We start from the raw sequence: 13002 nt of genomic DNA, 5'->3' as shown, positions 1-13002 counted from the left end.
AAATTTTATTCTACAAGGAATTATGAGCGATAAAAACTACATTTTAGCCATAGAATCTTCTTGTGATGATACAGGCGCAGCAATTATTGACGGAAATAAAATTATTTCTAATGTTGTGGCAAGCCAAAAAATTCACGAAATATATGGTGGCGTAGTACCAGAATTAGCTTCGAGAGCACATCAACAAAATATTGTTCCCGTCGTAGATCAAGCCCTAAAACAGGCAAATATTAATAAAGAAGAACTTAAAGCAATCGCGTATACACGTGGTCCAGGATTGATGGGTTCGCTTTTGGTTGGCGGAAGTTTTGCGAAATCTTTCAGTCAATCATTGGATATTCCGTTGATTGAGGTTAATCACATGCAAGCACATATTTTGGCAAATTTTATTGAAGATGCCAACGACGAAAAACCAACTTTTCCATTTTTATGTTTGACTGTTTCTGGTGGACATACACAAATCGTGAAAATCAACAGTTATTTTGAGATGGAAATTTTAGGTGAAACAATTGATGATGCAGCTGGTGAAGCTTTTGATAAAGCAGGTAAAATTTTAAATTTACCTTATCCTGCAGGTCCAATTATTGACAAAAAATCTAAGATTGGAGATCCTACAAAATTCAAATTTGCAAAACCAAAAATTGATGGTTTAAACTTTAGTTTTAGCGGTTTCAAAACGTCAATTTTATATTTTATTCAGAAAGAGATCAAAGCGAATCCAAATTTTATAGAAGAAAATATTGACGATTTATGTGCTTCTATTCAACATTCTATCGTTAATATTTTGATGGAAAAATTAAAAAAAGCATCAGACGAAACTGGAATTAAACAAATTGCAATTGCAGGTGGAGTTTCTGCAAATTCTGAAATTCGTCAACGATTAAAAGATGGAGAAACTGAATTTGGTTGGAAAACTTTTATACCAAAATTTGCTTATACAACAGACAATGCAGCGATGATTGCAATGGTTGGAAGTTTAAAATTTGATCAAGAGTTATTTACAGAAAACACAACGAAATCTGTAGCGAAATACCATATTTAATGAAATTATTTTTTGGAGAAATTCATCAGGACACAGCAATTCTGAACGAAGAAGAAAGTCATCATTTTGCAAAAGTTTTGCGAGGAAATGAGGGTGATTTGGTTCATGTAACAGATGGAAAAGGAAATTTGGCTGAAGTAGAAATTACAGAAATTTCTAAAAAGGCTGTTGAAGGAAAAGTTGTTGATTTAAAAACAAATTTCGAGCAAAAAAACTATTATTTACATGTTGCAATTGCACCAACAAAAACAATGGAACGTTTGGAATTTTTCTTGGAAAAAGCAACCGAAATTGGTATTGACGAAATTACTTTTTTGCAAACTTTTCATTCGGAACGAAAAAATATTAAAATCGAGCGAATTGAAAAAATTGTACAATCTGCAACAAAACAATCGTTGAAAGCATATTTGCCAAAAGTAAATGATTTGACAAAATTCAACGAATTTATCAAACAGGATTTTGAAGGTTTCACGAAATGTATTGCGCATTGCGAAGCGGATATTGAACGTACGCCTTTACGAACAGTTTTGGAAAATAATCCGCAGAAAATTTTAATTATGATTGGTCCTGAAGGTGATTTTTCGAGAGATGAAATTTTCGCTGCAGAAGATCATAATTTTACAGGAATTAGTCTTGGACATCAACGTTTCCGTACTGAAACTGCAGCTTTACAAGCTGTTTTTGCTGTTGATTGGGGATTGAAATAAATCAAGTAAAAATATTACTTCATACAAAAAACCGATTCTGTTGAATCGGTTTTTTTCTTTCATTCGAAAATAAATATCTTTATCAAAATTTAAAACTTATGAAAAAATTAGCACTTATTTTGGGATTATTCATCGGTAATTTTTCGTTTGCACAAACTGTAAATGATGTTCCAATTAAAGATATTAATGTCGACTATGTACAGATTATTGGAACTGGTCGAGGTTTGAGTACAAAAATGAATATTCGCTTGGATTTTGGACAAGAAACCAAATCAATTTCCTTTAAAAATGGTTTGAAAATAAAAGATGAACGCGGAATTGCAGTGAAATTCAATTCGATGATTGATGCGTTGAATTTTATGTCTGAAAACGGATATGAATTTCAGTTTGCCTACACATCAAAAGAAAATGATAACGATGCGCTTTATTATATTTTAAAGAGAAAAAAATAAAAAAATCCTCAACTTATGTTGAGGATTTATATTGAAAGAAATTCAATTCTTAATTAATTTTTTGAGCAACGTAATCACTTTCGTTTCCTAAACGATCAACAGCTTTTAGTGCAACTGCCGTTAAACTTTTACCATCTTTATGTTTCAAAATTGTTTGGTTTGTTTTGGTTTTATCCAAAATAGATGTTTCCCAATCGTTGTTGTAACGTGTATATAAAATCCATTTCGAAACATTCGAATTCATTTTATAATCATTCCAATTCATCACAACTTCTGATGCTTTTGCATTTACAGACAAACTTGGTTTTGCCAAACGATCTGCCTTAATCCAATTCATAGTTGGCACCAAAGCTTTAGCTTTGTATGGGCCTTCTTTTAGATAACTCAACATCGAAGGATTTTTCGTTAATCCAGCAATACTCCAGTGAATAACACCCACATTGTTTTGCAAAATCTCACCAGCCATTTTTACCTGATTTGTAATCTCAGTTGTTCTATCCGAAACCTTAACTTCTACAGTATTCAAACCTGGCCAAAGATGACGATTATGTGTATTTTCTGATTTCCACCATTCTAATAATTTAGGAAAACTTTGTCCTGTCGAATTAATTGGCCAATATAATTGTGGTGAAAAATAATCAACCCAACCTTTGTTCAACCATAATTTTGCATCTGCGTACAATTCATCATATTGTGAAGAACCTGTAATTCCAGAAGGATAACCTGGTTTCCAAATTCCAAAAGGACTAATTCCAAATTTAACGAAAGGTTTTTCTGCTTTGATTTCTTTGTAAATACGCTCGATAATTGTATTCACATTTTGACGACGCCAATCTGCTCTCGATAATGTTCCTCCATTATTTTTGTAAACATTCCAAGTTGAATTATCTGGAAAATCTGCTCCACCATTGTATGATGCGTATGGATAGAAATAATCATCAAAATGAACACCATCAATATCATAACGCGAAACGATATCACGAACAACTTCCGAAACGTGATCTTGCGTTTTTTTGTCAGCAGGATCAAACCAATACATACCATTCTTCAATCTAACCACATTACTTGGCGATCTTTTCACCATCGACTCACTTGTCACCGGCCCTCCACTACTGTGATGCGCTCTGTAAGGATTTAACCAAACATGCAACTCAATTCCACGTTTGTGCGCTTCTTCCACCCAAAACTCTAACGGGTCATAATATGGAGAAGGCGCTTTTCCTTCTTCTCCAGTTAAGAAGTAAGACCAAGGTTCAAAATTACTTTTGTACAAAGCATCTGCCGCTGGACGAACCTGAAAAATAACTGCATTAAAATTATTGGCTTCTAACATATCCAACAACTTTATCGCTTCATCTTTTTGTTGCGTTGTCGTTAAATCTTTTTTAGAAGGCCAGTTAATATTTGCAACAGAAGCTACCCAAGCCGCTCGGAACTCACGATTTACTTCTGGTAATTTCACTGTAAAAACTTCATCTTTCTTATTCGAAATTTCAGTTTTTGATGTAGTAAGAATAGTTGTTTGCGTAGATTCTACTTTTTTATAAACTATTTTTTTCGAATTTTTATTTGAAGCACACGAAGATAAGCCAATTGTAGCTATTCCGAAACACATCAAAATATATTTAAAATTAATATTCATTCGTTGAAATATGTATTTTTAACGTTACAAAATTAGTAATAAAGCTTTATTAATCCAGATTTTATCAAATATTTAGGATATCTAGATTTTCCTTCTGTATTAAATTTACAAAATTTTTCGCTTCAAAAAGTATTTTATAAATTTTATTCTTTACATTTTTGTACTCATCTATAATTGATAAAAATATGTTTCTAATTATATGTTTTGGCGTATTGATTATTTGTGTGAATGTTATTTTACAATCAACTTTCACGGTTTATTCGCTAAAATATCTACATAAATTTAATCTCAAAAAACAACGTTTAACGTTTAGTCAAGTAATTTGGCAAATGGTATTATCTGTTTCTTTGCTTACTTTGTTACATGGTGCACAATGTACAATTTGGGCGGCTACTTTTTATTTCAATCCAAATATTGACAATTTATATAGTTTTCAAGAAGCAATCTATTTTTCATTAATCACATTTACAACCGTTGGTTATGGTGATGTTGTGATTGATAGTGAATGGAAAATCATGGCGGGATTAGAAGCTATAAACGGAATTATGATGGTAGGCTGGTCAACGGCGTTGATGTTTTCTTACTTACAAATTATCTTAAAAAAGAATATTTCTGAATAAAAAAAATCCCTTCAAAAATTTTTGAAGGGATTTTTAATTAATATTTATTTTTTTCCAAATTAACTTTCAATTCTTTGTAATAATCTGGCGCATTTGCATCTTTTTCTAAAGCTGTATTAACCCATTTCAACGCTTGATTTCGATCCAATTTATTCGAATAATAGAAGTTTGCCGAATTGTAAAAATCTCTTGCAGAAGAATTTTCGTTCAATTGATCTCCAATCATTTTTAAAACTTCGTTAATTGTATTCGTTTCAATATCCAAAACAACCGTTGTGTTATCCCAAGCTAAAACCAAATTCGCTGATTTTTGCGTCACATTTGTAAAACGAATCTCAAACGTTTCTGTCTTATTGTTCATCGATTTTGTTGACGGAGCTTTCACTTTCAAAGCGATATTCGACTCCTTCCACTCTTTCGGATTTCCCCAGTTTTTCGTGTCTTTGTAAAAAATTACCTCCCAATCCTCTTTATTCGGAATGCTATACAACGCATATTCGCCAGCAGCTAACTCTTGTCCATTCACTTTGATTGGTTTATCAAATTTGATGACCGTATTTTCATTCGCTCCAGTACGCCAAACTTCTCCATTCGGAACCAGCTTTCCAAAAACTTTTCTTCCGTTTACATTTGGTCGATTATATTCAACTTCAAATTCTGTTAAACCTACTTTTTGTTCAACTTCAGCATGAGAACTTACCGCGGGAAATTTCATTTGAGCAAAAGCACAACTTCCTATTAACAAAGCTAAAACTGTTGATGTTATTTTCATATAATTATTTCTTATTCTTTATTTTATCTGTTTTTTTATCGTATCCATACGGACAATGTTTACATCCACTTTTGCAACAATACCCTCTTCTTTTTAGATATTGTTCAGTAAATATTCTGAAACCTTCTGGAGATAAATAATAATCTCCTTCTTCAAACTTTTTCATTTCTAATGCTGTGAAATTACAACTTTTATCAATAAACTATCATTAATTTTGGTATGATAATTATTTGTGAAACTTCCTCTAAATTTACGATTTTTAATGCTTTATAAATCAATATCTTTTCAGATTGATTAATTTTGCAATAAAATAGAATTACCTAAATCATGTTTGTAGTTGTTTTGCGTCATTTGTTCCTAAAGAATTTTATTGGAATTACCATTTTTCCTTTCATTTTTTTGAGAGATAAAAAACTGAAAAATGATGAAGTTTTAATCAATCACGAAACCATTCATATCATTCAACAACTCGAACTTTTGGTCGTTTTTTTCTATCCTTTTTACTTGATTGAATATGCGATTCGATTAATTCAATATCGCGATCAACACAAAGCATATCGCAATATTAGTTTTGAGCGTGAAGCTTATGCAAACGAGCACAATTTGAATTATTTAAATAAACGAAAATTTTATAATTTTCTAAAATATATCTAAATGATTTGGAACGATTTTAAAGCTCAAATTCAAAACATTGACATCAAACATTTAACTTCTCAAAATATTCAACTTTCTATATTAAGAGAAGATTTGATTCATCCAGAAATCTCTGGAAACAAATACCGAAAACTGAAATATAATTTTATTGAAGCTGAAAAACTTGGTTTCAAGAAATTGATAACATTTGGTGGCGCTTTTTCCAATCATATTGCAGCAACGGCGGCAGCTGGTCAACTTCATCATTTCGAAACTATCGGTATAATTCGTGGAGAAGAATTAAGTGATAAAATCGATGAAAATCCTACGTTACGTTTTGCTCAAAAATGTGGAATGCAATTGCATTTTATTTCCAGAGAAGATTATCGAAAAAAAGATGAAATAGAATTTATTAATCATTTAAACACTAAATACCCAAACACTTACGTTATTCCAGAAGGAGGTACAAATGATTTTGCGATAAAAGGTTGCGAAGAAATTTTGTACGATGATTGTTTCGAATATGATTTTATTGCTTCGGCAATTGGAACTTGCGGAACAATTGCCGGATTGATTGAAAGCTCGAAACCTCATCAAAAAGTTTTAGGTTTTCCGAGTTTAAAGGGAGATTTTATCCAAAATGAAATCGAAAAATTAACAAATAAAACGAATTTTACTATTTTTAATGATTATCATTTTGGCGGATATGGGAAAGTTTCGGATGAATTAATTACTTTTGTAAATGATTTCAAGCGAATTAACCATATTCAATTGGATCCTATTTACACTGGAAAAATGGTTTTTGGTATTTTTAAATTAATTAAAAATCATTATTTTAGTGATAATTCTAAAATTCTTTTGGTTCATACAGGTGGATTGCAAGGAATTGAAGGAATGAACAAACTTTTAAAGAAGAAGAACAAAAATATTATAGAATGAAAAAATTGTTATACGTTTTTAGCTTAGTGTTGACGATTTCGACGCAAGCACAAGAAAGTAGAGACATAACTTACATTCGAAAACATGCTATTTTAGCTGTTGAAGAAATGCAACTTTACAAAGTTCCAGCAAGTATTACGTTAGCACAAGGATTATTGGAAACTGGAGGCGGACAAAGTAAATTAGCCGATCAAGCCAATAATCATTTTGGAATAAAATGTAAAGGTCCTGAAGAATGGTCGTTGGATAAACCTCGTATTTATCACGATGATGATGCGAAAGGAGAATGTTTTAGAAAATATTCTTCAGTTGAAGAAAGTTATAGAGATCATTCTAAATTTTTGGCTTTAAGACCTTATTACAAAGCTTTATTTTTCTTAGATCCGACAGATTATAACGCTTGGGCAAATGGTCTGAAAAAATCTGGTTATGCAACTGATCCAAAATATGCTTCAAAATTAATTTCGAGAATTGAGAAATATAATTTAGATCAATTTGATAAGATTTCTCCAGAAGAAGTTTATACAAAATTGTATACATTATACAACAATCAGGATGATATGATGATGGCAAATAATTCATCTAAATCTAAAACGAAGAAAGAATCTAAAACAATCAAAGAAGAAATTGCATTAGCGTCTTATCAACCAAATAATAATAGTATAGAGAAAAATGAGCCTAATGTAAATAACAAAACAATTGCTTACGAAACTCGTCCTCAAAATCCTACAACTCGCATTAAAAATCACAAGAATAATATTCCTTATATTGTTGCTCAAGCGGGAGAAACAATTGCGACTATTTCTAAAACATACAACAAAGTTCCTTCGGATATTGCGAATTTCAATGAAATACAAATGGGTTCTAAATTGAAAGATGGACAAATTGTATTTTTCGGAAAAAAGAAAACAAAAGGTTCTGATTATTCATACAAAGTACAAGAAGGTGATGATATGTACACGATTTCGCAACGTTTTGGTGTAAAAGTAAACAACCTATATAAACTAAATCGTATGGAACCAGGTGAACAACCTAAAATTGGTCAACGTATTAATTTGAAAACAAAAGTTAGAGCATAATGAGCTCAATAATAAAAAAAAGCTTCCAAATGGAAGCTTTTTTTATTTCATCATTTTGAAAATATCAACCAATTGTTGATTGATTCCTCCTGTTTGATAATCCATCGGTACAGGCGCGCGATCAATCATAATATTTCCTTCTTTGTCTAAAATAATAAAAGTCGGAATGTATTCTATCTTATAATCAAAGCCAAAGTTATCTTCTCTTCCTGCAAATAACTGTACACCAGACATCTGATTTTCTCTGACCATTTTTTCCCAAATTGGCTTATCTTCTAATTTATCCAAAGAAACGCTTACGAAATAAATCGGCGCATCATGAAATTGTTTTTCCAATTCTTTCATAAAAGGAATTTGCAGTTTACAAGGTCCACACCAAGTCGCCCAAATATCCATGTATACATATTTTCCTTTGAAATCTGATAAGTCAAATCGTTTTCCATTGATATCAGCCAAAGAAAAATCTGGTGCTTTTATCAATTCTTTCGGAATTTCTGATTCTGGTGATTCTTTTTTTGCAACAGAATCAATCTTTTCTATTTCAGCAGATTCTTCAATTTTTTGTTCGGATTTATTACAACTAAAAAATGTAAAAAACATTGATAGTAATAGTAGTTTCGTTTTCATTTTATTTTTCAAATAAGTATTAAAAAACTTGATAATATCTATAGGTCTTTCGTCAAAAATAAACATTTAAACGTTAGCAATTTCATAAAATACCTCAATTCTCTTGACAAAGGGGTATCTGACATCGTATATTTGCAAAAAATTGTACAATTATGAAAATGAAAACCTCCGATTTCGACTTTACTTTACCTGAAGAACTTTTAGCAGATCGTCCTTCTGAAAACAGAGACGAAGCTCGCTTAATGGTTGTTCACCGTGACACCGGAGAAATCGAACATAGACAATTTAAAGATCTTATCGAGTATTTCGACGAAGGAGATGTAATGATTCGTAACAATACGAAAGTTTTCCCTGCTCGTTTGATGGGTAACAAAGAGAAAACTGGTGCTCAAATCGAAGTTTTCTTGCTAAGAGAATTAGATGCTGAGACTCGTTTATGGGATGTTTTGGTTGATCCAGCGCGTAAAATTCGTATCGGAAATAAATTATTCTTCGATAATGATGATACATTAGTTGCAGAGGTTGTTGACAATACAACTTCTCGTGGACGTACTTTACGTTTCTTATTTGATGGATCTTACGAAGAATTCCGTGCAAAATTGAAAGAATTAGGAGAAACTCCACTTCCAAAATATATTTTACGTGATGTTGAACCAGAAGATGCAGAGCGTTACCAAACAATTTATGCAAAACACGAAGGAGCTGTTGCTGCACCAACAGCTGGTTTACACTTTTCTAAACACTTATTAAAACGTTTAGAAATTAAAGGTGTTGATTTTGCTGAATTAACATTACACATTGGTTTAGGAACTTTTCAGGCTGTAGAGGTTGAAGATTTATCTAAACACAAAATGGAGTCTGAGCAAGTTATTATTCCTCAAGAATCTGCTGATCTTGTAAATCGTGCAATTGATGAGAAGAAAAAAGTTTGTGCTATTGGTACAACTTCTATGCGTTCTATCGAATCTTCTGTTTCTGCAGATGGTCATTTAAATGCTTTTGATGGTTGGACGAACAAATTTATTCACCCTCCATACGATTTCTCTATTGCAAATTGTATGATTACAAACTTCCACACACCAAAATCTACATTAATCATGATGATTTCTGCGTTTGCTGGACACGATTTAACAATGAAAGCATACAACGAAGCTGTAAAAGAAGGATACAAATTCTACTCTTACGGAGATGCAATGTTAATCTTATAAGACAAGTTTGAGTACAACAAAAAAAGATATACGAAAGCTTTCACAAGCTGAGATTGAAGATTATTTCAAAGAGATTGGTGAAAAATCATTCCGCGCAAAACAAGTGTACGAATGGTTATGGAAAAAGAATGCGCATCAATTTGATGACATGACCAATATCTCAAAAGCGCTACGTGAGCAATTGGGAGAATCTTTCCAAATTCAACCTGTTGAAGTTGATCTTCTACAAAAATCTAACGACGGAACCATCAAGAATGCTGTTAAGCTTCATGATGGTAACGTTGTGGAATCTGTTTTAATTCCGACTGATTCTCGCACAACTGCATGCGTTTCTTCACAAGTTGGTTGTAGTTTGGATTGTACTTTTTGTGCAACAGCGCAATTAAAACGTATGCGTAACCTAACAGCTGCCGAAATCGTCGATCAAGTTGTGATTATCGATGAAGAAAGTAAACGTTATTTCAATCGTCCTTTAAGCAATATTGTATTTATGGGAATGGGAGAACCTTTGTTAAATTATAACGAAGTAATTTCTGCCATCAAAAAAATCACATTGCCAGAAGGACTAGGAATGGCTCCAAGACGAATTACAGTTTCGACTTCGGGAATTCCTAAAATGATTGAAAAACTGGCTGACGAAGATTTACGTATTAACCTTGCGGTATCTTTACATTCCGCTCGAGAAGAAGTTCGTAATGTGATTATGCCTTTTTCTGTTAAGTTTCCGTTGACGGATTTAATGGATAGTCTTCAATATTGGTATCAACAAACAGGTTTACGAATTACGTTCGAATATATTGTTTGGGGCGGTGTTAATGACAAAAAAGAAGACATTGATGCATTGGTAAAATTCTGTCGAAAAATTCCTTCTAAAGTGAATATTATCGAATATAATTCGATTGATGACGGAATCTACAAACAAGCATCAGAAGAAGCAGTTAACAATTATATCAAAGCTTTAGAATCCAATAATATTGTGGTAAATGTGCGTCGTAGCCGTGGAAAAGATATTGATGCAGCTTGTGGACAATTAGCCAATAAAACTGGAAATGATTAAAACATAATCAAATGAAATATTTAGCCATATTTTTATTTTTGATTCTGACTAAATTCTCTTTCGCGCAAATAGTAGAAAACATCGATACAATTTCTATTGATGATTATAAAATGGAAAGTATCAACTTACCTCCTACTTTGAACGAAATTTCGACTTTAGAATATGAAAAAGAAGATAAAAATGTGGCTTCTTTTTGGGGCTTAAACGATTCTGATTCCAAACCAGAATTGTATCGTTTTGATGCAAAAACAGGTGAAATTATCAATACAATTTTCATCACAAATGCTCCAAATATCGATTGGGAAGAAATATCTTCGGATGATAATCGAATTTATTTTGCTGATTTTGGAAATAATTTGGGCAAACGAAAAGATTTAGCTATTTATTTTATCGAGAAATCAAACATCGATTATTCAAAATCTTATCAACAATTAAAAGCTGAAAAAATAGAATTTTATTATCCAGAACAAGAAACTTTTCAGTTCAAAAATATGACGACAAATTGGGACGCAGAAGCATTTTTTGTCTACCAAAATCAATTGCATATTTTTACAAAAGAATGGTCAAATATGTCAACGTCTCATTATGTTGTTCCTATTGACTCTTCTAAAAAACACGCAGCCAAAAAGTTAGAAACTTTTCCTACAAATTACGCTGTAACTGCTGCTTATATCGATGCTGATGTAAATAGTTCTACCAAAGGAATTTATCTATTGGGCTACACAAAAGAAGCGTTAACTTTTATCAATTGGTTTGATTTGCCAAAAGATAACAATCAGTTATTCTTCACTTCTCAAGTTAAAAAAATAAGTTTACCTTTGGGCTTCACGACACAGTTGGGACAATTGGAAGGTATTTCAGTTTTACCAACCGAAAACAAAATTTGTTTTAGCGGAGAGGAATTTAATTATAAAGGATTCTATGCAAAACAGGTTGTACATTGCATCAATAATTTTACGAATTAAAAAACTAAATTTTGGGTAACACGGTAGATTTGATTAAAGCTCCAATCGCGGAGGAAATGAAATTGTTTGAACAGAAATTCTTCGAATCGATGAAGAGTAATGTTTCGCTTCTTGACCGTATTTCCAATTATATCGTGCGCAGAAAAGGAAAACAAATGCGTCCGATGTTTGTATTTTTAACTGCAAAATTAAATGGCGAAGTACAAGAACGTACCTATCGTGCAGCTTCTTTTATCGAGCTTATTCACACCGCAACTTTGGTACACGATGATGTAGTGGATGATAGTACATTGCGTCGTGGTTTCTTTTCACTTAATGCAATTTGGAAGAACAAAGTAGCTATTTTGGTGGGAGATTATTTTTTATCAAAGACCTTAATTATTTCGACTAAAAACAAAGATTTCGATTTACTTGAAGTTGTTTCTGTTGCGATACAAGAAATTTCAGAAGGTGAATTATTACAAATCGAAAAAGCGCGAAAACTTGATATTACAGAAGATGTCTATTTCGAAATTATCCGAATGAAAACCGCTACGCTTATTGCCGCGTGTTGTGAAGCTGGAGCGCGTTCTGTTGGTTGTTCGGAAGAAGTTGCGAAGAAAATGCATCGCTTTGGTGAATTGGTTGGAATTGCTTTTCAGATCAAAGATGATTTGTTTGATTATACCACTTCTAATGCAATTGGAAAGCCTGTCGGTATTGACATCAAAGAACAAAAAATGACGTTACCGTTGATTTATTCGATTAACACAGCGAATGACAAAGACAAAAAATGGTTGATTAATTCAGTAAAACGTTACAACAATGACAAAAAACGTGTACGCGAAATTATTCAGTATGTGAAAGATCATGGCGGAATTGAGTACACACAAAAAATGATGAAACAATATAGCCAAGAGGCTTTAGATATACTATACGAATTTCCCGAAAATGAGTTTCGAAATTCATTGGAAACAATGGTAAAATACGTAATCGAAAGAGAAAAATAACAAAAGGACTTCTAATTGAAGTCCTTTTTTGTATATTACGATATTGTAAAGCTTTTAAATGAAAAAAGATAATATCATACTTACTCTTTCACTATTTTCTCCTCTTTTGTTTTTAGGTTGTATTGTTGCATATTTTTTTCTTTCTCCAAAAACTTATTCTCCTTATGAATATTATAAAACAATTCATTACAAAGGAAATGTTCAAAAGATATATACAAAATATGAAAGTAGAGGAAATCGATTAATGGTTAGAGTTGTAAATCGTCAGCA

General features: G+C 32.0%; 16 protein-coding genes. 12 read left to right on the top strand and 4 right to left on the bottom strand.

Features of this window, described 5'->3' with window-relative positions; translation table 11 throughout:
- Positions 1 to 22 precede the first annotated feature (22 nt).
- The 3 genes from tsaD (at position 23) to B4G36_RS12135 (ending at position 2201) form a co-directional block, all read left to right on the top strand.
- A complete protein-coding gene (gene tsaD / locus B4G36_RS12145) occupies positions 23 to 1042 on the top strand; it encodes a tRNA (adenosine(37)-N6)-threonylcarbamoyltransferase complex transferase subunit TsaD (RefSeq protein ID WP_291064196.1) in 1020 nt (339 codons plus the stop codon).
- Positions 1042 to 1749, top strand: coding sequence for an RsmE family RNA methyltransferase (locus tag B4G36_RS12140; RefSeq protein WP_291064195.1), 708 nt, complete (start codon positions 1042 to 1044; stop codon positions 1747 to 1749). Before tsaD ends, B4G36_RS12140 begins: the two co-directional genes overlap by 1 nt.
- A gap of 98 nt (positions 1750 to 1847) precedes the next feature.
- A complete protein-coding gene (locus tag B4G36_RS12135) occupies positions 1848 to 2201 on the top strand; it encodes a hypothetical protein (RefSeq protein ID WP_291064194.1) in 354 nt (117 codons plus the stop codon).
- A 49-nt stretch (positions 2202 to 2250) separates the two neighbouring features.
- Here the strand turns inward: B4G36_RS12135 and B4G36_RS12130 are convergent, their stop codons facing one another.
- Positions 2251 to 3843 carry a glycoside hydrolase family 10 protein gene (locus tag B4G36_RS12130; protein WP_291064193.1) on the bottom strand — a complete coding sequence of 531 codons (1593 nt, stop codon included), beginning with the start codon at positions 3841 to 3843 and terminating at the stop codon, positions 2251 to 2253.
- Between the two features lie 185 nt (positions 3844 to 4028).
- Here B4G36_RS12130 and B4G36_RS12125 point away from each other — a divergent pair, with 185 nt between their 5' ends.
- Positions 4029 to 4463: a potassium channel family protein gene (locus B4G36_RS12125; RefSeq protein ID WP_291064192.1), complete on the top strand. Its 435-nt coding sequence runs from the start codon at positions 4029 to 4031 to the stop codon at positions 4461 to 4463.
- A gap of 37 nt (positions 4464 to 4500) precedes the next feature.
- Here B4G36_RS12125 and B4G36_RS12120 read toward each other — a convergent pair whose 3' ends face one another.
- The gene (locus B4G36_RS12120; protein ID WP_291064191.1) at positions 4501 to 5235 is read right to left on the bottom strand and encodes a DUF2911 domain-containing protein; all 735 of its coding nucleotides are present in this window, start codon (positions 5233 to 5235) and stop codon (positions 4501 to 4503) included.
- Positions 5236 to 5239: 4 nt separating this feature from the next.
- The gene (locus tag B4G36_RS12115) at positions 5240 to 5401 is read right to left on the bottom strand and encodes a DUF5522 domain-containing protein (RefSeq protein WP_180906370.1); all 162 of its coding nucleotides are present in this window, start codon (positions 5399 to 5401) and stop codon (positions 5240 to 5242) included.
- A 161-nt stretch (positions 5402 to 5562) separates the two neighbouring features.
- On the opposite strand from B4G36_RS12115, the gene B4G36_RS12110 reads away from it, so the two are divergent.
- Genes B4G36_RS12110 through B4G36_RS12100 form a run of 3 tightly spaced genes read left to right on the top strand, consistent with a single transcriptional unit; the run spans position 5563 to position 7886 of the window.
- Complete coding sequence (locus B4G36_RS12110) at positions 5563 to 5889, top strand: hypothetical protein (protein WP_291064190.1); 327 nt, start codon at positions 5563 to 5565, stop codon at positions 5887 to 5889.
- A complete protein-coding gene (locus B4G36_RS12105) occupies positions 5890 to 6807 on the top strand; it encodes a 1-aminocyclopropane-1-carboxylate deaminase/D-cysteine desulfhydrase (protein ID WP_291064189.1) in 918 nt (305 codons plus the stop codon).
- A complete protein-coding gene (locus B4G36_RS12100) occupies positions 6804 to 7886 on the top strand; it encodes a glucosaminidase domain-containing protein (protein WP_291064188.1) in 1083 nt (360 codons plus the stop codon). The genes B4G36_RS12105 and B4G36_RS12100 overlap by 4 nt, the downstream gene beginning before the upstream one ends.
- 42 nt (positions 7887 to 7928) lie before the next feature.
- Here the strand turns inward: B4G36_RS12100 and B4G36_RS12095 are convergent, their stop codons facing one another.
- Entirely contained in the window at positions 7929 to 8513 is a 585-nt protein-coding gene (locus B4G36_RS12095; RefSeq protein ID WP_291064187.1) for a TlpA family protein disulfide reductase, read from the bottom strand.
- A gap of 158 nt (positions 8514 to 8671) precedes the next feature.
- On the opposite strand from B4G36_RS12095, the gene queA reads away from it, so the two are divergent.
- The 5 genes from queA to B4G36_RS12070 form a co-directional block, all read left to right on the top strand.
- Positions 8672 to 9721 (top strand): tRNA preQ1(34) S-adenosylmethionine ribosyltransferase-isomerase QueA, encoded by a 1050-nt coding sequence (queA, locus tag B4G36_RS12090; protein ID WP_038336356.1) that lies wholly within the window; start codon positions 8672 to 8674, stop codon positions 9719 to 9721.
- A 7-nt stretch (positions 9722 to 9728) separates the two neighbouring features.
- Complete coding sequence (rlmN, locus tag B4G36_RS12085; protein ID WP_291064186.1) at positions 9729 to 10778, top strand: 23S rRNA (adenine(2503)-C(2))-methyltransferase RlmN; 1050 nt, start codon at positions 9729 to 9731, stop codon at positions 10776 to 10778.
- 11 nt (positions 10779 to 10789) lie between these two features.
- Complete coding sequence (locus B4G36_RS12080; RefSeq protein ID WP_291064185.1) at positions 10790 to 11743, top strand: hypothetical protein; 954 nt, start codon at positions 10790 to 10792, stop codon at positions 11741 to 11743.
- 56 nt (positions 11744 to 11799) lie between these two features.
- Entirely contained in the window at positions 11800 to 12732 is a 933-nt protein-coding gene (locus B4G36_RS12075) for a polyprenyl synthetase family protein (protein ID WP_409410937.1), read from the top strand.
- A gap of 58 nt (positions 12733 to 12790) precedes the next feature.
- A partial coding sequence (locus B4G36_RS12070) for a hypothetical protein (protein ID WP_291064183.1) occupies positions 12791 to 13002 on the top strand: 212 nt, incomplete at its 3' end.

This window comes from Empedobacter sp. UBA3239, from assembly GCF_002362875.1.
Lineage (GTDB): Bacteria > Bacteroidota > Bacteroidia > Flavobacteriales > Weeksellaceae > Empedobacter > Empedobacter falsenii_B.
The sequence above is the reverse complement of the archived record's forward strand: the minus strand, read 5'-3'. Positions and strand labels throughout refer to the sequence as shown.